21 protein-coding genes are annotated in these 19,771 nt (G+C 70.6%); 3 read left to right on the plus strand and 18 right to left on the minus strand.

All coding sequences use genetic code 11. From position 1 onward, the window contains the following. Positions 1-13: 13 nt before the first annotated feature. The 17 genes from A37W_RS0101505 to A37W_RS0101585 all read right to left on the minus strand — a co-directional run bounded on the left by A37W_RS0101505 (position 14) and on the right by A37W_RS0101585 (position 15,625). Entirely contained in the window at positions 14-1,360 is a 1,347-nt protein-coding gene (locus A37W_RS0101505) for an amidase (protein ID WP_018301258.1), read from the minus strand. Beyond that, positions 1,347-1,526 carry a hypothetical protein gene (locus A37W_RS0101510; RefSeq protein ID WP_018301259.1) on the minus strand — a complete coding sequence of 60 codons (180 nt, stop codon included), beginning with the start codon at positions 1,524-1,526 and terminating at the stop codon, positions 1,347-1,349. The genes A37W_RS0101505 and A37W_RS0101510 overlap by 14 nt, the downstream gene beginning before the upstream one ends. Further along, positions 1,523-2,221: an RraA family protein gene (locus A37W_RS0101515; RefSeq protein WP_018301260.1), complete on the minus strand. Its 699-nt coding sequence runs from the start codon at positions 2,219-2,221 to the stop codon at positions 1,523-1,525. Before A37W_RS0101515 ends, A37W_RS0101510 begins: the two co-directional genes overlap by 4 nt. Then, entirely contained in the window at positions 2,218-2,910 is a 693-nt protein-coding gene (locus A37W_RS0101520) for an alpha/beta fold hydrolase (protein ID WP_018301261.1), read from the minus strand. Before A37W_RS0101520 ends, A37W_RS0101515 begins: the two co-directional genes overlap by 4 nt. Then, a complete protein-coding gene (locus tag A37W_RS0101525) occupies positions 2,907-4,025 on the minus strand; it encodes a cobalamin-independent methionine synthase II family protein (protein WP_018301262.1) in 1,119 nt (372 codons plus the stop codon). The genes A37W_RS0101520 and A37W_RS0101525 overlap by 4 nt, the downstream gene beginning before the upstream one ends. Further along, positions 4,022-5,059: a dipeptidase gene (locus A37W_RS0101530; protein ID WP_018301263.1), complete on the minus strand. Its 1,038-nt coding sequence runs from the start codon at positions 5,057-5,059 to the stop codon at positions 4,022-4,024. Before A37W_RS0101530 ends, A37W_RS0101525 begins: the two co-directional genes overlap by 4 nt. Positions 5,060-5,087: 28 nt before the next feature. Next, positions 5,088-5,531, minus strand: a complete 444-nt coding sequence (locus A37W_RS0101535) for a hypothetical protein (RefSeq protein WP_018301264.1) — start codon at positions 5,529-5,531, stop codon at positions 5,088-5,090. Then, on the minus strand, positions 5,531-6,529 hold the full coding sequence (locus A37W_RS0101540) for a cupin domain-containing protein (RefSeq protein ID WP_018301265.1): 999 nt from the start codon (positions 6,527-6,529) through the stop codon (positions 5,531-5,533). Before A37W_RS0101540 ends, A37W_RS0101535 begins: the two co-directional genes overlap by 1 nt. A 32-nt stretch (positions 6,530-6,561) precedes the next feature. Beyond that, on the minus strand, positions 6,562-7,572 hold the full coding sequence (locus A37W_RS0101545) for an ester cyclase (RefSeq protein WP_018301266.1): 1,011 nt from the start codon (positions 7,570-7,572) through the stop codon (positions 6,562-6,564). Next, positions 7,569-8,597, minus strand: a complete 1,029-nt coding sequence (locus tag A37W_RS0101550) for a LacI family DNA-binding transcriptional regulator (protein WP_018301267.1) — start codon at positions 8,595-8,597, stop codon at positions 7,569-7,571. Before A37W_RS0101550 ends, A37W_RS0101545 begins: the two co-directional genes overlap by 4 nt. Continuing rightward, positions 8,597-9,361, minus strand: coding sequence for an SDR family NAD(P)-dependent oxidoreductase (locus A37W_RS0101555; protein WP_018301268.1), 765 nt, complete (start codon positions 9,359-9,361; stop codon positions 8,597-8,599). The genes A37W_RS0101550 and A37W_RS0101555 overlap by 1 nt, the downstream gene beginning before the upstream one ends. Before the next feature lie 5 nt (positions 9,362-9,366). Continuing rightward, on the minus strand, positions 9,367-10,695 hold the full coding sequence (gene hisD / locus A37W_RS0101560) for a histidinol dehydrogenase (RefSeq protein WP_018301269.1): 1,329 nt from the start codon (positions 10,693-10,695) through the stop codon (positions 9,367-9,369). Further along, positions 10,692-11,198, minus strand: coding sequence for an ester cyclase (locus A37W_RS0101565; protein WP_018301270.1), 507 nt, complete (start codon positions 11,196-11,198; stop codon positions 10,692-10,694). Before A37W_RS0101565 ends, hisD begins: the two co-directional genes overlap by 4 nt. Continuing rightward, positions 11,195-12,244: an ABC transporter ATP-binding protein gene (locus A37W_RS0101570; RefSeq protein ID WP_026198228.1), complete on the minus strand. Its 1,050-nt coding sequence runs from the start codon at positions 12,242-12,244 to the stop codon at positions 11,195-11,197. The genes A37W_RS0101565 and A37W_RS0101570 overlap by 4 nt, the downstream gene beginning before the upstream one ends. A 5-nt stretch (positions 12,245-12,249) precedes the next feature. After that, positions 12,250-13,104: a carbohydrate ABC transporter permease gene (locus A37W_RS0101575; RefSeq protein WP_026198229.1), complete on the minus strand. Its 855-nt coding sequence runs from the start codon at positions 13,102-13,104 to the stop codon at positions 12,250-12,252. 92 nt (positions 13,105-13,196) lie between these two features. Continuing rightward, positions 13,197-14,225: a carbohydrate ABC transporter permease gene (locus tag A37W_RS0101580; RefSeq protein ID WP_018301273.1), complete on the minus strand. Its 1,029-nt coding sequence runs from the start codon at positions 14,223-14,225 to the stop codon at positions 13,197-13,199. A gap of 158 nt (positions 14,226-14,383) precedes the next feature. Next, positions 14,384-15,625 (minus strand): ABC transporter substrate-binding protein, encoded by a 1,242-nt coding sequence (locus tag A37W_RS0101585; RefSeq protein WP_018301274.1) that lies wholly within the window; start codon positions 15,623-15,625, stop codon positions 14,384-14,386. A 207-nt stretch (positions 15,626-15,832) separates the two neighbouring features. Between A37W_RS0101585 and A37W_RS0101590 the strand changes: the two genes are divergently transcribed. The 3 genes from A37W_RS0101590 to A37W_RS0101600 all read left to right on the plus strand — a co-directional run bounded on the left by A37W_RS0101590 (position 15,833) and on the right by A37W_RS0101600 (position 18,754). Continuing rightward, entirely contained in the window at positions 15,833-16,900 is a 1,068-nt protein-coding gene (locus A37W_RS0101590) for a nuclear transport factor 2 family protein (RefSeq protein ID WP_018301275.1), read from the plus strand. A gap of 97 nt (positions 16,901-16,997) precedes the next feature. Further along, complete coding sequence (locus A37W_RS0101595; protein ID WP_018301276.1) at positions 16,998-18,179, plus strand: nuclear transport factor 2 family protein; 1,182 nt, start codon at positions 16,998-17,000, stop codon at positions 18,177-18,179. An 83-nt stretch (positions 18,180-18,262) separates the two neighbouring features. Beyond that, entirely contained in the window at positions 18,263-18,754 is a 492-nt protein-coding gene (locus A37W_RS0101600; RefSeq protein WP_156169254.1) for a cell wall hydrolase, read from the plus strand. Between the two features lie 167 nt (positions 18,755-18,921). On the opposite strand, the gene A37W_RS0101605 is transcribed toward A37W_RS0101600, so the two are convergent. Beyond that, positions 18,922-19,695, minus strand: a complete 774-nt coding sequence (locus tag A37W_RS0101605; protein WP_018301278.1) for a ribonuclease activity regulator RraA — start codon at positions 19,693-19,695, stop codon at positions 18,922-18,924. Positions 19,696-19,771 lie beyond the last annotated feature (76 nt).

Consider the following 19,771-nt stretch of genomic DNA (forward strand, 5'->3'; position numbering starts at 1 on the left):
GGACAGGAGGCGGTCAGACCCCCGGCCGCAGCGCGCCGTGGTCCGTGGCCGCCTCGAAGGCGGCTCCGATCCGCAGAATCGTGGCCTCGTCGCCGGGAAGGCCCACGATCTGCAGGCCGACCGGCAGGCCGTCCACGAACCCCATCGGCACCGACAGCGCCGGGTGGCCGGTGACGTTGAAGGGCAGCGTCCGCATCGGCGTCCACGCCGCCCTGCCGTCCGCGAAGGCGGAGAGCGGCGGCGCCGGGGTCAGCGTCGTCGGCGTGACGAGGGCGTCGCAGGTGGCGAGGACGGCGTCGATCTCCGCCCTCAGCCGCACCGCGAGGCGGCGCGCCCGGGCCGTGTCCTTGCCCGTCAGCGCCGCTCCCGCGATCAGGCTCTGCCAGGCCATGCGGCCGTAGCCGGCGCCGGTGCCGGTGAGGCCCGGATGGCTCTCCAGCGCCTCGGCGTGGATGAGGACGGCGCCCACCGCCTCGGCCAGCGCGATGTCCGGCAGCTCCACGATCCCGACCGACGCGCCCTCGAGCGACAGGACCGAGACCGCGTCGTCCGTCCGCTCCAGCACGCCCGGCGCCGCCTCGTCCGAGACCGCCCAGCCGCGGCCGTAGCCGATCCGCAGCCCCGACAACCCGCGCCCCAGCGCCGGCAACGCCGTGCCCGTCAGCGCCGCGAACATCGCCGCCGCGTCGGGCACGGTCCGGGCGAGGGGGCCGACATGGTCGAGGCTGGGAGAGAGCGGGTGCACGCCGTCCAGCGGGACGGCGCGATAGGTCGGCTTCAGCCCGACGATCCCGCAATAGGCGGCGGGGCTGCGCACCGAGCCCCCGGTATCGGTGCCGAGCGCGACGCGCACCAGCCCGCCCGCGACGGCCGACGCGCTGCCGGAGGAGGAGCCGCCGGTGATGTGCGCCGCGCTCCAAGGATTGCGGGCGGGCGGGTAGGGGCCGTCGGTCGAGGGGCCGACGAGGGCGAACTCGTAGGTGGCGACCATGCCGAGAGGAACCGCGCCGGAGTCCAGCAGGCGCTGAACGGCCGGGGCGGTGGCGGGGGCGGTCCGGTCGACGTGGACGCGGGAGCCGTTGGTGACAGTGGCGCCGGAGAGGTCGATCAGGTCCTTGATCGCGAAGGGAATGCCTTGCAGCGGTCCCCGGTCGATGCCGGCGGCGAAGTCGGCGTCGGCCGCTCTCGCGGCGGCGAGCGCCCGCTCTTCCGTGACGTGGACGAAGGCGCGGAGGTCGCCGTTCCGCCGCTCGATCCGGTCGAGATGCGCCCGCGTCAGCGTCTCGGCGGTGAGCGTCCCGTCGCGCAGCGCCGCGCCGGCCTCGACCAGCGACAGGTCCGGGGCGTCAGTCGCGATCATCGCGGGCCTCTGCTCCGGCGTCGGCCCCTTCGGCCTCGCGCAGGAGGCGGGTGCACCGGTCGAGGTAGCGGGCGATGGCGAGCGCCCCCTCCCGGTCCGCCGCGTCCGGCGTCAGCCCCCGCGCCTCCAGCGCGGCCTCGAAGTCCGCGTCGGTCAGGTCGCTCACGTCCGCGCCCTCTCGAACGCCGCCCAGGCGGCCTCGAAGGCGGCGAAGTCGAAGCCCTCGCGGCGAGCGGGGTCCAGCACCAGCCGCTCCGTCTCCTGCATCTTCGCGATCGCGGCGCCGAGCTGATCCACCACCTCAAGCGGGATCACCACCGCGCCGTGCCGGTCGGCATGGACGAGGTCGCCGGGCGCGACGGTCAGGCCGAACACCGTCACCGGCGTGCCGATCTCGCGGACATGGACGAAGCCGTGGCTGGGGCCGATGGAGCCGGCGATGACCGGGAAGTCCGGCGCCATGTCTCCCAGATCGCGCATCACGCCGTTGGTCAGCGCGCCGGACATGCCGAAACCCTTGTGAATCGTGGTGTTCACCTCGCCCCAGTAGGCGCCGATGGCGTCCGGCCCGTCCACGTCCTCGACCACCGCGACCGACGGTTTCGGCGCCTCGGCCATGGCGCGGTAATAGTCCATCCGCCGCGCGCGGATCATGTCCGCCGGCTCGGTCGGCGGCGCCACGGCGGCGATCTTCGCGGTCACGGCGTAGCCGACGATGGCGCGGGACGTGTCGGAGGCGATCACCGTGCCGCGGGTGAAGGCGTCGAAGCCGCGCTTGCCCTGCGCGGTCTCGATGGCGTTGCACACGGTGGGCGTGTCGACGCGGCTCAGGAGCGCGAGCAGATCGGGGGTCAGGGTCATGCGGCCTCCAGCCAGCGGCGGAGCGCCGCGTTTGTCTCGTCCGGTCTCTCCAGCGTCGGCAGGTGGCCGGCGCCCTCGATCACGGTCAGGGTCGAGCCGGGGATCAGCCCGTGCATCAGGGTGTGCCGCTCCACCGGGCAGAGCGCGTCCTTCTCGCCGCAGAGGATCAGCGTCGGCACGGTCACGGCCCGCAGCGTGTCCTGCTGGTCGGGGCGGTCACGCAGGGCCACGGACTGGCGGACGAACACCTCGGGGCCGAGGTCCATCGCCATGTCCATGCACAGGTCCAGCACCTCCTGCCGGCCCGGCCCGTCGGCGAGGTAGTTCGGCTTCATCTCGTCCCGCATCACGGCGCGCAGGCGGCCGGCGCGCGCGGCCTCGATCTGGGGCGCCCGGCGGGCCTGCACCTGCGGCGTCTCGGCGCGGGGGTTGGTGTCGAGAAGGGCGAGCCGCTCCACCCGCTCCGACGCCTGCCGCAGCACCTCCATCGCGACGATCCCGCCCATGGACAGGCCGGCGAGGGCGAACCGCTCGGGTGCGGCGGCGAGGACCTCCGCCGCGAGCGCCTTCATGCTGTCGTGGCCGCCAATGGAGGGCACGTGGATCCCGCGCCCCTCCAGCGCCGCGATCTGCGGGCCGAAGAGGCGGGCGTCGCACATCATGCCCGGCAGCAGGACGAGCGGCGTCATGCGAGGCGCGCGCCCTCGGCCATCGCGGCGAGCTTGGCGTAGGCGATGTCGGGATCGACCGCGCCGAAGCCCGCGAAGGTGCCGAAGCCGCAATCGCTGCCCGCGATCACGCGGTCGGCGCCGACGATGTCGGTGAAGCGCTGGATGCGCTGCACGATCAGCTCGGGATGCTCGACGAAGTTGGTGGTCGTGTCGACGACGCCGGGGACCAGCACCTTGTCGCCCGGAATGTCGGCGGCGCGGTCGCGGAACACCGTCCATTCGTGCCCGTGGCGCGGGTTCGACGTCTCGAACAGCACGTAGCGGGCCTTCGCGCTCATCAGCGTGTCGAACATCTTGGCCATCGGGATGTCGCAGACATGCGGGCCCTCGTAGTTGCCCCAGCAGATGTGGATGCGCACCCGCTCCTGCGGGATGTCGGACAGGGCGTGGTTCAGCGCCTCGACGTGGGAGGCGGCGACCTTCACGAACTCCTCGTCGGAGAGATCGGTGAACAGCATGTGCCGCGACAGGGCGAGGTCGGGGCAGTCGAGCTGCAGGTCGAGGCCGGCGGCGACGATCGTCTCGTACTCGTCCTTCATCGCGTCGGCGAGCGCGGCAAGGTAGGCGTCCCGCGTCTTGTAGTACCGGTTCTGCAGGAACAGCGAGATGACGCCCGGCGAGGCCGCGTTCATGAAGCCCCGCTCGACCCCGTGCTCGCGCATCGCGGCCTTGAGGTTGAGGATGTCCTTGGCGAGTTCGCCGTTCTCCTTGGACCGCACCTCGCCCGTGCATTCGGGGCGGGCATATTGCGGGGTGCCGCCCTCGTCGGCGATCCGCTTGAGGAAGGACGGGAACAGCTTGAGGTCGGCGGGCGCGTTGCGCGGGCCGTCGCCCTCGAAGCCGGTGTAGCGGTCCTTGACGTAGGTCGCGTAGCTGATCTTCGACGTCTCGCCGTCCGAGACGATGGAAACGCCCGCCTCCTTCTGGCGGCGGACCGTCTCGGTCACCGCCCTGGCCATCGCGGCGTCGAAGGCTTTCTCGTCGTAGGGCTCGTTCCGTTCGCGGGCGAAGATGAAGTCGACGACCTCCTGCGTGCGGGGCAGGGAGCCGACATGGGTGGTGAGGACGCTCATCGCGGGGTCCTTTCGAAATGGCGGTGCAGGAAGGCGATCCAGTTGCCGGCGCAGAGCTTGGCGGTCAGCGCGTCGCCGAAACCGTGGGCGCGCATCGCCGCGACGAGGGCCGGCAGGTCGGCCGCGCCGGACAGGCCATCGGGCATCGGCGCGCCGTCGAAGTCGGACCCCAGGCCGACATGGTCCTCGCCGGCGACCGAGATCATGTGGTCGAGCTGGCGCAGACACGCGTCGATGGTCGAGCGGCGGGTGGTCCAGCCGGCCTCGTCGAGGAAGATCGTCCCGAAGTTCAGTCCCACCATGCCGCCCGTCTCGCCCACCGCGCGCAGCTGCGCGTCGGTGAGGTTGCGGGTGGAGGGGGCGACGGCGACCGCGTTGGAGTGGGTGGCGACGAGGGGGAGGCCGGCTTCGCCCACGTCCCAGAAGCCCTTCATCGTCAGGTGGCTGGTATCTACCACGATCCCGAGCTCGGCGCAGCGGGCGATCAGGCGCCTGCCGTCCTCGGTCAGCCCCGGCCCGGTGTCGCCGTCGGCGTTCCAGCCGAAGGGCACGCCGTGGCCGAAGATCGTCGGCCGGGACCAGACGATGCCGAGCGAGCGCAGGCCCATCGCGTAGAAGGCGTCGAGCGCCAGGAGGTCGGGGCCGATGGCGTCCGCCCCTTCGAGGTGCAGGATGCAGGCGAGGGGGCCGCCCTCCAGCGCCGCGTTGAGGGCCGCGCCGTCGCGGCAGATGGCAAGGTGCCCCGCCGCCTCCAGCCGCCGCGCGATGCCCGCCTGCGCGATGGCGGTCTGCAGCGCCACCGCCTCGTCCAGCGGGGCGGGCAGGCGGCCGGCGTACTTGGTCACGTCGAAGGCGGCCGGGTCGAAGGGCGAGCGGTCGGCGGTCGAGAACAGGGCGAAGAACCCGCCCCGCAGGCCGCCCGCCGCCGCGTCCGGGACGTTCACCATGCCGACGGGACGCGCGAAGTCCGCCACCGGGTCGGCGCTGCCGGCCCAGAGGCGCCCCAGCGCGTCGTTGTGTCCGTCGAAGATCAAGGCCGCGCCTCCGGACGCCGTCTCGCCCTCATGTCGTGTCCCCGGTTTCGGCCGCGCTCAGCACCGGCCATGTCTTCCACGTGGTGCCGTAGTCGATTCGTACCCTCTCGGGCAGTCCCGTTTCGCCCAGCCACACCCAGCCGCCCTGGTCCACGCCCATCACCTCGAGGTCCGCCCGCTCCGGCCGGCGATCCAGCGCGACGTCCCACGGCCCCCGCCGCTCCTGGGTCCGCACAAGGGCGAAGGTGCCGGTCCTCGGCCCGTCCCCGGCGGGCGGCGGCCTGAACCGGACGGTCGCGAAATGGCCGCCCCGCCGCGTCGCCGCGGGATCGCGCAGCAGCCGCCAGAGGATCCCGCCCGCGACCGCCAGGACGGCGAGCGCGGCCAGCGCCTCGCTCGGTCGTCCGGCGGCGAGGGCGGACAGCGCCATCGCCCCGGCGGCGAAGACGGTGAAGGCGGCGGGGATCCGCATCAGCCCTTCCAGGTCGGCCCGGCCGGATCCGCGGTCGAGACGACGTGGAACAGGCTCGCATGGCCGGTCATCGACGGCACGGCCGAATGCGGCAGGTTCTCGGGCACGCTCATCGTGTCGCCGGGCGCCAGCGTCGCCTCGCCGCTGGGCCAGCGCACCTTCCAGTGGCCGCGCATCGGCATCAGGACGGACGGCACGTCGTGCTGGTGCATCTCCTCGGTCGCGGAGTCGCGGGTGACGAAGCCGACCTCGAAGCCGGGGCGGTCGGGCAGCATCCCAGTCTCGCCGATGACCAACGCCGGTTTCTTGCCGGCCATCGCGACCATGTCCCAGTAGCGGGCGACGTGGCGCGGGATGACGTCGGCGGCGGTCGGCTCGGGGTAGTCCTTGAGCTGCTCTTCCGTCAGCACCGGCATCGGCTTCACCCCCTCGGGCAGCGACTGGCCCTTCTTGCTGTCGTACAGCTTGCCGTTCTCGCCCAGCACCAGCCCGTGGTCGGCCGCGTCCTCGATCACCTGCGGCGCCCAGATCACGCCGCCGCCGGCATCGTCGCCGCCGAGCACGGCCATGATCATCCCGTAGTCGGTGCCGATGTTCTCGAATCCGCGGAAGATGCCGGTGGGGATGTTGATGATGTCGCCCTCTTCCAGCACCACCTCGCCGGCATTGCCCCAGCGGCCCCAGAAGAAGCGCCAGCGCCCGGACAGGACGAAGAACACCTCGGCCGTGCGGTGCGAGTGCAGCGAGTTGCGGCACTTGGGCGGCTGGCCCGCGGCGCCGATGTTGAAGCCGTGGGGAATGGTGATGTGGACGTGCTGGTCGGCGCTTTCGCTGACGCCGCCGCCGATGATGGTGAAGTTCTCCTTCTGGTTCGAGCCCGGCGTATGGGCGTCGATGAAGGCGGTCTTGCAGGGCTGCAGGTCGCCGTAGCGGACGATCCGCGCCTCCATCTCGGCGGCGGTGATCGTGGGGGCGGTCGCGTGTGCGGTGTCGGGCATGAAGGTCTCCTCCGGGGGGTGCGGGCGGCGCGTCACTCGTGCGCGCCGGTATGGATGAGGATCTGCTTCCAGATCGCGGTCTCGTCGAACAGCGTCCACTCGCGGCGGATGCTGTGGTCGGTGCCGAGGTGGCGCTCGGTGAAGGGGCCGAACTCGGCCTGGGTGATCGCCATGACGTGCACGGGCGCGCCGGTGGGGGCGCCGAACGCGCCCCAGCCGGAATGGGTGCCGGTCAGCGACCAGCGTACGGCGGCGCGGGGCGGCATCATCGGATCCTCGCGGCCGATGACGTGATGGATTTCGAACGCCGCGTCAGGGAAGGCGGCGCGCAGCGACGTCCAGAAGCGGTCGGCGTCGCCCCAGGACTGGCCGTCGACGCCGCCCGGGTAGGCCAGCTCGCACGCCCGGTCCCACAGCTGCGGGATCGCGGCGAGGTCGGCCTGCATCAGCCGCCCGAGCGCGTCCGCGAGGCGCTGGCCCCAGATGTTGTCGTTGCCGCGCCCGGTATAGGGCCCGGCCTTGTCGGCCTCCGGCGTGAAGGGGCGGGCGCACGTCTCGGGCCCGCCCTCGCGCGCGATCTGGGCGCGGGCGTAGCCCTCGGGCGTCAGGCCCATCTGGCGGACGATGGCGCCCTGGTCGCGGATCAGCCACTCGTCGGTGATCGTGTTCCCGATGGCGTAGCAGTCGGCGAGGATCCGATAGCGCAGCTTCCGCCCCGTCGCGGGGCCATAGGCGCCGTCGCCCAGATGCGTCGCGGTGGACAGAAGCCGGTGCGACGACAGCATCCCCGCCTCGGGCGTGCCGGACCAGATCACGTCCTGCCCCAGCAGCGTCCGGTCCGGGAACTCGGCCAGCGTGGCCAGCGTCGCGGCGATCACGCCCTTGTTGCCCACGGTGACGCCCGCCGGCGCGCGCACGACGATGTCCTCGCCGTAGTAGCGGTGCAGCGTCGCGATCCCGCGATCCTCCCAGATCTCCCTGGTGATCCCGATGATGTAGTCGGGAAAGTCGCGGAACTTGGGGTCGAAGCCGGTCAGGCTCATGCTCTGTCCTCGGTCGGGCGGGTGGAGCTGCGTCTGACCAGCTCTCCCTGCAGTGTATGGCGGCGGGGGGTGACCGCGTCGTCGGCGATCCGCTCCATCAGCACCTCGACGGTGCGGGAGACCATCGCGTCCAGCGGCTGGCGGAAGGAGGTGAGGTCGTAGGCGGCCCAGGACGCGATCGGCACGTCGTCGAAGCCGGCGACGGCGACGTCGCCCGGCACGTCGAGGCCGAGCTTGGCGCGCAGCACGTCCATCACGGCAAAGGCCATGTGGTCGTTGCAGACGAAGACCGCGTCGGGCCGGTCGCGGCCGGCGAACATCTCGAGCGCGGCGGCGCGGGCGGTCTCGTGCTGGAAGTTGCCGACGCCGCGGAACTCCAGCCTGGCACCCGCCTCGTCGAGACCCTCAAGGAACCCCGCCTCGCGCTCGATCTGGGTCGAGGCGCCCTCGAAGCCGGCGATGTAGCCGATCCGCGCCGCGCCGCCCGCGACCAGGTGGTGCGCGATCTGGCGCCCGCCCTCGTGGTTGTCGGTGACGACGCTGGCGAGGCGCGGGTCGGGCTGGGTCCGGTTGAACAGGACCACGGGGATGCCGAGATCGTCGCACCGCCCGGCGAGGACCGAGGACATCGAGACCGAGGCGAGGACGATGCCGTCGACCTGGTAGTCGAGGATCTCCTGCATCACCGACTGCACGTCGCCGATCGTGTTCGACGCCATGAAGACGAGGACGTGGTAGCCCTGCCGCTGCAGCTCCACGCTCAACCGCTCCACCGCGAGCGGATAGAAGTGGTTGTCGAGGTAGGCGACGACGAGGCCGATGATCCGGCTCTTGCCGGTGATCATCGCGCGGGCGAGGACGTTCGGCCGGTAGCCCAGCTCCTCGGCCGCCTTGCGCACCTTCTCGACCGTGCGCTTGCTGGCGGAGGCGCCGGGCGTGAAGACGCGGCTGACGGCCGACTGGCTGACCCCGGCGCGGCGGGCCACGTCGAGCGAGGTGACGCGGGAGGGCGGATCGCCGGCCATCAGTGCGCCGTCCAGCCGCCGTCGATCATCAGCGCGGTGCCGGTGACGAGGGCGGACGCGTCCGAGGCGAGGTAGAGGATCCCGCCCATGACGTCCTCGATCTCACCCACGCGGCCGAGCTTGATCATGCTCTCGATCCAGGCCCGCCGCTCGGGCACCTTCAGCGTCTGCTCGGCGAGGGGGGTGCGGATGAAGGTGGGGCAGACCGTGTTGATGCGGATGCCGTGGCCACCCCATTCGATCGCCATCGCCTTCACCATCCCCTCCAGCGCGTGCTTGGACGCGCAGTAGACGGCGCGGTCGACGCCGCCGACGTGGCCCATCTGGGACGAGACGTGGATGATGGAGCCGCGGACCTGCGCCGCCATCATCCGCTCCGCCGCGCGGGCGGACAGGAAGTAGGCGGCGCGCAGGTTCACCGCCATCACGGCGTCGAAATCCTCGGGCGTCGTCTCGAGCGCGGGGGAGTGGCGGCCCATCCCCGCGGAGTTCAAGACGACGTCGAACGGCTGCTGCGCCGCCAGCGCCGCCTCCATCGCGGCGAGGTCCGCGACGTCCAGCGGCAGCGCCTCGACGCCGTAGCCCGCCGCCGCCATCGCGGCGACGGCCTCGTCCAGCCGCCCGGCCCCCCGCGCCGCGCAGACGACGTGCGCGCCGGCGTCCGCCAGCGCGACGGCCGCGCCGAGGCCGATGCCCGACGAGGCGCCTGTCACCAGCGCGCGCCGGCCGTCGAGGCGGGAGGAGGGAGGCTTGGGCAGGTCCATGAGGCTTACTCGGCCGCGTCCCGGTAGGGCGCGGCGCCGCCATAGGCGAGGTTCACGCCGCCGTAGCGGCGGACGCGGACGTTGCACTGCTCGGCGTGGCCGACGAACCCTTCCAGCAGGCACAGGCGCGAGCCGTAGGCGCCGATCGTCGCCGCGGCCTCGTCGGTGGTGATGCGCTGGTAGGAATGGGTCTTGAGGAACTTGCCGACCCACAGGCCGCCGGTATAGCGCCCCGCCTTCTTCGTCGGCAGCGTATGGTTGGTGCCGATCACCTTGTCGCCGTTCGCGACGTTGGTGCGGGGGCCGAGGAACAGCGCCCCGTAGGAGTGCATGTTCTCGAGATACCAGTCGTCGCGGTCGGTCATGACCTGCACATGCTCGTAGGCCATGTCGTTGGCGACCTGCAGCATCTCGTCATGGGTGTCGCACAGGATCACGTCGCCGTAGTCGCGCCAGGACACGGCGGCGGTCTCGCGTGTCGGCAAAAGCTCCAGCAGGCGCTCGATCTCGGCCAGCGTGCCCTCCGCCAGCTTGCGGGAGTTGGTGATCAGGCAGGCGGGGGAGTTGTAGCCGTGCTCGGCCTGGCCGAGCAGGTCGGTCGCGCACATCTCGGCGTCCACCGTCTCGTCCGCGATCACCATCGTCTCGGTCGGCCCGGCGAAAAGGTCGATGCCGACCCGGCCGTACAGCTGCCGCTTGGCCTCGGCGACGAAGGCGTTGCCGGGGCCGACCAGCATGTGGACCGGCTCGATCGTCTCGGTGCCGAGAGCCATCGCGCCGACGGCCTGCATCCCGCCGAGGACGTAGATCTCGTGCGCGCCGCCCATGTGCATTGCGGCGACGATGGCCGGGTGCGGCGCGCCGTTCACCGGCGGGGCGGAGGCGACGATGCGCGGCACCCCGGCGACGGAGGCGGTGAGCACCGACATGTGGGCGGAGGCGACCATCGGGAACTTGCCGCCGGGGACGTAGCAGCCGACCGACTGCACCGGGATGTTGCGGTGGCCGAGGACGACGCCCGGCATCGTCTCGACCTCGATGTCGGTCATCGACGCCCGCTGCGCCTCGGCGAAGCCGCGGATGCGGTCCTGGGCGAAGCGGATGTCGGCCATGTCGCGGTCGGATACCTTCTGCATCGCCGCCTCGATCTCGGACGGCGTCAGGCGGAACCGCTCCGGCTCGTACTTGTCGAACTTTGCCGACAGCTCGCGGACCGCGGCGTCGCCGCGGGTCTCGATGTCCTTCAGCGTCGCCTCGACGATGCCGCGGACCTTGGCGTCGTCCTCGGCCCGCTCGGCGTCGGGCTTGCCCGATTTCAGGTGCGTGATCGTCATCTCGTCGTCTCCTCCTCGGGGCGCGGGGGCACGCGCGTGCCCTCGTCGTAGGCCTCCCAGCCCTCGCCGCCGAACACGTCGCGGCCGAGTTGCGCCAGCACGCTGGCGAAGTCCACCGACACCCAGTTGTCCTTGATCCGGCCGTCCTCGACCTTCCAGAAATCCATGTAGGGGATCGTCACCCGCTTGCCGGTCGGCGCGATCCCCATGAAGGCGCCGGTATGCGTCGCCTCGATGTGGCCGAAGCACGAGGCCCAGTCGTCTTCGCAGACGAAGCGCTGCGTGTGGTAGCTGCGCTCGGTGAAGGCGGCGCGCAGCGGCAGCTGCCAGTTGGCGCGGAAGGCGGCGAGGCCGTCCTTGGTGCCGCAGCCCCGATTGCCGTACCAGTGGAAATCCTCGTGGAAATGCGCCGCCATGTCGTTCGAATTGGCGGCGAGGGCGTCCTCCATCCGCCGGACTACCTGCCGCGTCGCCTCGGCCCGCTCCTCGTGGGTCATGCTCATCGCGGCAGCGCCTTTCCCGTTTCGGCGTCGAAGAGGTGGCAGATCGCAGCGGGCACGCTGGCCTCCACCATCTGGCCGGTCTCGGCGCGGTACTCCTTGCCCGTTTTGACCGAGACGAGCGCCTCGCCCAGCCGCCAGGTGATCATCGACGCTTCGCCCAGCAGCTCCACGGCGTAGACGGGGGCGGCGATCTGGCCGCCGGAGGGGACGATCGCCGCGTCCTCGGCGCGGAAGCCCAGCGTCACCGGCCCGTCGGGCGCGCTCAGCCCCTCCACCCGGATGCCGTCGCCGGTGAAGGTGCCGCCCTCGATGCGGCCCTCGACCAGGTTCATCGCCGGCGAGCCGATGAAGGAGGCGACGAAGGTGTTGGCCGGGTTGTCGTAGATCTCGGTCGGCGTGCCGACCTGCTGGATCGCGCCCTTGTTCATGACCACCACGCGATCGGCCAGCGTCATCGCCTCGATCTGGTCGTGGGTGACGTAGACGGTCGTGGTCTTGAGCTTCGACTGCAGGTTCTTGATCTGCGCCCGGGTCGAGACGCGCAGCTTGGCGTCGAGGTTCGACAGGGGCTCGTCCATCAGGAACACGGTCGGCTTGCGGACGATCGCGCGGCCCAGCGCCACGCGCTGGCGCTGGCCGCCCGACAGGTCGGCGGGGCGGCGGTCCATGAACGGCTCCAGCTCCACCATGCGGATCGCGGTCATGACCATCTCGTGGTGCTTGTCCTTGGGCACCTTCCGCACCCGCAGGGGAAAGCGGATGTTCTCGTAGACGGAAAGGTTGGGGTAGAGGCCGTAGGACTGGAAAACCATCGAGATGTCGCGGTCCTTCGGCTCGAGGTCGTTCACCATGCGGTCGCCCAGCCAGATCTCGCCGCTCGACACGTCGTCGAGGCCGGCGATCATCCGCATCGTTGTGGACTTGCCGCAGCCGGACGGGCCGAGGAGCACCAGGAACTCCTGATCGACGATGTCGAGGTCGAAGTCCTGGACGCCCACGTAGGAGCCCCAGCGCTTGGTGACGTTCCTGAGTTGCAGTCGAGCCATGAGGGTCAGCCTTTCACGGCGCCGGCGGTCAGGCCGCTGACGATCTGGCGTTGGAAGAACATGACGAGCACGAAGAGCGGCGCGATCGCCGAGACCACGGCGGCGACCGCGTACATCACCTTGCCCTCGGCCTGGGTCGAGCCGAGGAACGAGTTGATGGCGGGCACCATCGTCTGGTTCTCGGCCGTGAGCAGCATCGAGGTGACGGTGAAGTCGTTGTAGGCGAGGAGGAAGCTGAACAGCCCCGTCGTGATGACGCCCGGCCACATGACGGGGATGACGGCCAGCCGGAACGCCTGGAACCGGGTGCAGCCGTCGACCATCGCGCTCTCGTCCAGATCCTTCGGGATCGACAGGAAGAAGCTGTGCAGCATCCACAGCGTGAACGGCTGGTTGATCGCGACGAGGACGATGATCGTGGTCGCGAGGTATCCCCAGATGCCGAGCTGGAAGAACGGCAAGAGGTAGCCCGAGACCAGCGTGACGTGCGGCATCGCCCGGAAGATCAGCGCCGCGATCAGGATCCAGAACGTGTAGCGGTAGCCCGACCGGGCGAGGGCGTAGCCGCCGAGGGTGCCGAAGGTGAGCGAGATCACGACCACGAAGAACGTCACGATCCCGGTGTTGATGACCGCGCGCCAGAAGTCCTGCTCGACCCACGCGCCCTGGTAGCCGTCGCCGGTGAAGGCGTCGCCGGTCTGGCGGATCGTCTGCACCCCGGTGATCGCGTTCATCCAGTCCTGCCGCGAAAAGAAGTCGGCCTCGACCTTGAACGACCCCCAGGCGGTCCAGAGGAAGGGGAAGGCGGCGGCGATCACCCACAGGACGACGAAGCCGACCGACAGGGTGACGAGGGGCAGGGACCTCGCGGTGGCGGAGCGGCGGCGCCGGCGCCGGCGCGGGGTCGCCAGCTTGGCGTCTGCGGCGGTGGTGTCGGTCACGGGCGCCCTCCTCAGGCCTTGCGGTTGAAGTCGCGCCAGGTGCGGACCAGCACCGGCATCAGCAGGATGATGACCCCCAGCGTCGTCAGCACCGACGTCGCGGCGGCCGAGGCGAAGAGCGGTGAATCAGCGCTGCGCAGGTCCGAGTAGATGAGGTAGCTGAGCGAGGTCGCGTTCGCCTCGGCCGAGAAGCCGACGATGGGCTCGAACACCCGGAAATTGTCCATCAGCTGCATCAGCGCGATGAAGGTGGCGAGCGGCATGAGGTAGGGAATGGTGACGAAGCGCACCCTCTCCCACCGGCTGGCGCCGTCGACCATGGCCGATTCCATCGTGTCCTTGGGCACGCCCTGAAGGCCGGCATAGAACACGACGAAGGCGAACGGGGCGGAGTGCCAGATGCCGTAGACGAACAGCGTCACCCAGGTCAGCGTCGGCGACGCCTTGAGGCTGAGCGTCGGGTCGCCGACCAGCGTCTGCAGGGCCGAGCCGATGATGCCGCGGCTGTCGATCATCCAGTACAGGACGAGGCTGCCGATCAGCGGCGTCACGATCATCGGCAGCAGCGAGAAGAAGATCACCGGACCCTTGATGAGCCCCGGCAGCGCGTTGACGCCGAGCGCGATGAAGAAGCCGAGGATGATGACGAAGGGCGTGACGATGAACGTGTAGCTGAGCGTGAAGATCAGCGCCTTGTAGAGCGGCAGGTTCATCACCTGGTCGAGGAAGGTGCCCCAGTCGTCGGTCCGCTCCCAGATCTCGCCGATCCGGTCCACCGCGAGGTGCCCGGCGTTCAGGTACGTCCCGATCCCGTTGAACCGGCCGGCCGGCTGCGCCTCGCGCAGCTCGCGCATCGCCTCGGCATCGACCCGGCGCTCGATCGTGCAGCCGAACGGGCCGCAATTCTCGACCTCGACCATCACCTGCTCGTGCTCGATGAAGAGCGACTGGTAGACGACCGAGCCGATGGGCAGGGCGACGAACAGGATCATCGCCAGCAGCGACGGCAGGATGAAGAGCGAGAAGGTCCTGTGCGGCATCGGGCGCGTCCTTCGTCTGGGGGGCCGGTGCGGGAACGTCGCGGGGCGGGCAAGGCCAGGCCGGTCGCGCGGGGGCAGGGCCGCGCGGCGGGGCTGGTCTCGGTGGCGGGGAGAGGGGGTGGAGGGCGGCGACCGGGCGCCGCCCTTCGGGTCTTGGCTTACTGGATGAAGCCGGCCTCGGTGGCCGCGGTCGTGTAGGCGGCGACCACGTCCTCCAGCGCCTCTTCCGCGCTCTCCTGGCCCTGCAGGAACTCGGCCAGGTTGTCGCCCAGCGCGGTGTGCAGCAGGCCCATGTAGGGCGTCATCGGGTAGGGCGCGGCGCCGGCCTGCATGTTGGCGATCACGCCGGCCGCGGCGGGCTGCGGCTCGTACCCGTTCACCAGCCACGCGGCCAGCGCGGCGGTCTCGGGATCGGCCACCAGCTCGGGCGACAGGGCGTACATCATCGCCTGGAAGGACACTGCCGCGTCCTCGTCCGAGATGTTCTTGGCCATCGCGAAGCCGTCCCACCACAGTGTCGTCGCCGGGATGCCGTTGCCGCCCCAGCCGGGCATCGCCACGACCTCGGTCTCGGCGGCGATCTCGGGCGTGGCGCCGTTCTCGTCGATGAAGGCGGCGGTGCGGCTGCCCCAGCCGGTCATGAAGGCGACTTCCTCGTTCTCCCAGTAGGGCTGCGCCTCGTTCGAGTTGTAGGTCATCATGTCGGGACCCATGTACTCGGTCATCTGCTTCATCATCTCGAGGGCGGCGATGCCGGCCTCGTTGTTGATGGCGGGGACCGCGGAGCCGGGCTCGAAGAAGGGCTGGCCCGAGCCCATGTACATGTTGATGAATTCCTCGCCGAGGTCCCAGCCGGGCTTGAAGCTGGCGTAGAGCGGGGTCTCCATCACGCCGGCCTCGCGCAGCGCGGCGGAGGCCTCGATCAGCTCCTCGTAGGTGGTCGGCACGGCGATGCCGTTCTCCTCGAGGATGTCGGCGCGGTAGTGCAGCATCTGGCTGTTCGCCATGAACGCGATGGCCATGATCTGGCCGTCGATGCGGATCAGCTGGCTTTCCTGCAGGTTCTGGCCGTACTGCTCCACCAGATCGTCGAGCGGACGGGTCAGGCCCTCGTTCAGCAGCGGCACGAGGCTGCCGTTCGCCACCACGGCGACGGTGTAGGCGGCCGGGTCGGTCGACAGCGCGGCGACTTGGATGTCCTTGTGCTCGGTCGTCTCGTTCGTCGTCACCTCGACGGTGTCGGACGCGCACTCGGCGGCGCGGGCGACGACCGCGTGCAGCGCCTGGAAGTCGTTGGCGAGGATCCGGACGGAGCCTTCGCCCTCGATCGTGCATTGCGCGGCGGCGGCGCCGGCGAGGCCGATCAGCGCGGCGGTCGTGGACAGGAGCGTCTTGTTCATGAAGTTCCCTCTCTGAAGGTGGTGGCGCGGCGTCCTTCCCAGGGGCCGCGGGCACGGGTCGTGCGGTCCCTTTCCGGGGGCTCCGCCGCGCGCCGCCGGGTTTCTTGCGACCCTGCTGTCTCGCGCGTTGACGTAGAGGCTAGGAGGTGTTGAATACGTTTGCAAGAATTTTCTGGAACCCGGCGGAACCGGGGGTCGGAGGGGCGGATGACCGGCACGGGCGACATCGACAGGGCGGGGATCCTGGAAGGGCTGAGGGCGCTGGCCGAGGCGCAGCCGGCGGACCTGCCGCGGCGCCTGCAGGCGCTCTATGCCCCGGACGCCGAATGGCGCGGCTCCTGCCCGATCGACGAGATGCAGGGGGCCGAGGCCATCGCCGAGGGCGCCTGGGGGCCGCTCCTGCAGGCCATCCCCGACCTCGAGCGGCGCGACGACATCTTCGTCGCCGGCAGCTACGACGGCCGCACATACGTCGCCGCCGTCGGCCACTATTGCGGCACCTTCCGCCAGGACTGGCTCACGATTCCCGCCACCGGCCGCCCCGTCTTCCTGCGCTACGGCGAGGTGCACCGGGTCGAGGGCGGACGGATCGTGCAGTCGAACTGCCTGTGGGACGTGCTCGACCTGATCCGCCAGGCGGGCTTCTGGCCGCTGCCGCCCAGCCTCGGGACCGAGGGGCGCTGGCCCGGCCCGATCACCGGCGACGGCGTGCGGCTGGCGCCGTCCGATGCGGCCGAGGGCGAGGCCAGCATCGCGCAGACGCTGGCGATGCACGCCACGCTCCACGCCTTCGCCGATACCGAAGGGCGGGGGCGGCAGGGCCTGCTGGAGATGCCGCAGAAGGACCACTGGCACGAGAGGATGATGTGGTACGGGCCGAGCGGCATCGGCATGGCCCGCGGCCTGCAGGGCTTCGTCGACTATCACCAGATGCCGTTCCGCGCCGCCTTTCCGCGCCCGGCCACGCAGGCGGACGCCGACGAGGTCGCGGCCGCCCGTGCGGCGACCGGCGGCGGGCACTACATCCGCATCGGCGACGGCCCCTATTCCGTCACCGGCGGCTGGCCCAGCCGTGTCGACCGCCATGCCGGGCCGAACCTCTTCGGCCTTCCGGCGACGGGACGGATCGTCGGCATGCGGGTGATGGATTTCTACCTGCACCACGAGGGCCGGATCCGCGAGAACTGGGTGCCGCTCGACGTGCTTGACCTGATGCGACAGCTCGGCGTCGACGTGATGACGCGGATGCAGTCGATCTTCCGCCGCGGCAGCTGATGCTTGCAATCGTATGCAAACCTGTCAGTGTAGACCCCGCACCGACAGCCCGGCGGGACCGCTCCCGGCCGGGGCCCACAACCCGACAGGAGAGGTCATGACAGCCCCCGCAGATACCGGCGCCGACGCGCCCAGGTCAAACGGCTCCGGCAAGGGGGGCAAAGCCCCGTCCGGCGAGGCGGTGCTCCAGCCCGAGCGTCTGGACTTCACCCGGATGGTGCCGACCGACCGCCCGCGAGCGCAGTCGATGCAGGGCTTCGATCCGATCTACACCGACATCGTGGACTACATCGTCCGCTGCACCCACCGCATCTGGGACGAGCGGGACGTGGGCCTGATCTACACCCACTATACCCACAACTGCGTCGTCTATTCCTCGACCGGCACGGTCTACAACCGCGAGGACGTGGTCCAGAATACCATCCAGCGCCTGTGCATGCTGCCCGAGCGGCGGGGCATGGCGACCCACGTGATCTGGGGCGGCAACGACCAGGAGGGGTTCTACACCTCGCACCTCGTCACCGGGTCCGGCCGCCACACCCAGCCGGGTCCGTGGGGCAAGCCGACGGGCAGGACCTTCGTCGCCCGCACCATCGCCGACTGCATGGTGTTCGAGAACATGATCTACCGCGAGTGGCTGGTGGTCGATTCGATGGCCCAGCTCCGCCAGGTCGGCATCGACGTCGATGCCTTCGCCGAGAACCTCGCGCAGAGCTACTTCGACAAGGGCCTCCTCGCCATCGACATCGGCGAGACGCGGCGCCTGATCGGCCAGTACCCGCCCGAGGCCGAGGCGGACACCTCCATCGCCAGCAACGACATCGAGCGCGAGACGCTGGAATGGCTGCACGAGGTCCACAACCGCCGCATGTTCGGCAGGATCAAGGACGTCTACGCCCCCACCGTCCAGTGGCACGGGCCGCTGATGAAGGAGCTGTACGGCATCGCCTCGGTCATGCACCAGACGATTGGCCTCTACGGGACAATCCCCGACGGCGCCTTCATGCCGCAGCATATCTGCTCGGTCCCCTCGGACGAGGGCGGCACCAAGGTGGCGGTGCGCTGGCTGATCGAGGGGCACCACCTCGGCTGGGGGATCCTCGAATCGCTCGGCGCGCCGACCGGCAAGCGGGTGCAGGTGATGGGGATGAGCCACTTCCACTACAAGAACGGCCGCATCGTCGACGAATGGACGAACTACGACGAGCTGTCGATCCTGATGCAGGTGAAGCTGGCGCAGATGGCCGACCGGCCGACGGCGATGCTGCCCGACCTTTGATCTGCAGGCGGGCGGCGATTGAACGCCGCCCGCCCGACCTGCTAGCCTTGCCGGAAAAAGAGGGCAGGGCGATGGGGCAGGCGATGCGACGGATTTTCCTGGGCTTGGCGATCCTGGCGGCCGCCGCGGGCTGCAGCCGCAGGCCAGCGGTGCATGCCAGCGCGCTCGACTGCATGACCCGGGCGATGTATTTCGAGAGCCACCGCTCCAGTCGCGACGGCCTGATCGCGGTCGGCAGCGTGGTGATGAACCGCGTCGCCTCGGACGACTTCCCCGATACGGTCTGCGGCGTGGTCGCCCAGCGCGGCCAGTTCACCCCCGGCATCATGACCAACCCCATGCCGTCGCGCGCGCTGCCCGACGTCCAGGCCGCCGCCGCCGCCGTCCTGCGGGGCGAGCGGCATCCGTCGGTCGGCCGGGCGATGTTCTTCCACGCCGCCACCTACCGCGCCGGCTACAACAACATGCACTACACCGTGACGGCCGGCGGCAACGCCTTCTACGAGCGCCGCCGCCCCGAGCTGGTCACCCAGCCCTCGCCGCTCCCGGCGACGGAGGGCCTGACGCGGGGGTGAACGGTCGCCGCGCGCTACTGCCACTGTCCAGGGGCGCGCCAGCCGCTCGGGCGCCGCGGGTCGTCGTCGGGCCCGCGCCCCTCCCTCTCACCGAGCCATAAATATCCTCGGGGGGGCGGCGTCAGCCGCGGGGGCAGACAGCCCCCCTCCGCCGGCCCGGCCGGGCGCTACTTGTCCGGGCTCTCGCCCTTCGCCTTCAGCCAGGCCTCGTATTCCGGGTACGCGTCCTTGTGCAGCGGATAGTACCGCTTCAGCGACTCGCCCGCGAACAGCTTCTCCTTCGAGAAGCCCTCCCAGCCGTGGTCCTTGTGCGCCTTCTCCACCATCTGCTCGGCCAGCTTCACCGGCACGCAGACCGCGCCGTCGTCGTCGGCGACGATGATGTCCCCCGGCAGCACCGTGACACCGCCGCAGGCGACCGGCACGTTCACCGCCAGCGGCATCAGGTTCGTCTGCGCGTGGTAGTTGGGCGTCACGCCCCTGATCCACATCGGAATGCCGAGCTCCTTGATCTTGGCCCAGTCCCGGACGCAGCCGTCGATCACCATTCCGGCGCCCCGCTTGCCGCGGAAGTAGGTGCTCATCATGTCGCCGAAGATGCCGGAGGTCATGTCGCCCCTCGCCTCCACCACCACCACGTCGCCCGCCTCGACCTGGTAGAGGACGTGGCGGTGCAGCTGCTTCTCGACGTCGGCGTACTCGCCCTCCTCGAACAGGTCCTCGCGCTTGGGCATCATCTGCAGCGTCACCGCCGGTCCCGCGATCGCCTCGCCCGGGGTCCAGCAGGTCGGCCCCACGATGTGGCAGTTGCGGATCCCCATGTGCGCGAGCGTCGCGCTCGCGGTCGCGGCGCCCACCTCGCGCACCCTTGCCACCAGCTCCGCGGACGGGCGCTCGATCGGCTCGATCAGGCCCGGGTCGTCGACATGCAGCTTCACCATCTCAATCCTCCCTCGACCCCTCCCGGGCCGCCTCGCGCGAAGGGTTCCATTCCGCGCCGCCCGCCGCAAGCGGGGA

It is taken from the genome of Wenxinia marina DSM 24838 (assembly GCF_000379485.1).
In the GTDB taxonomy this organism is placed as follows: Bacteria; Pseudomonadota; Alphaproteobacteria; order Rhodobacterales; family Rhodobacteraceae; genus Wenxinia; species Wenxinia marina.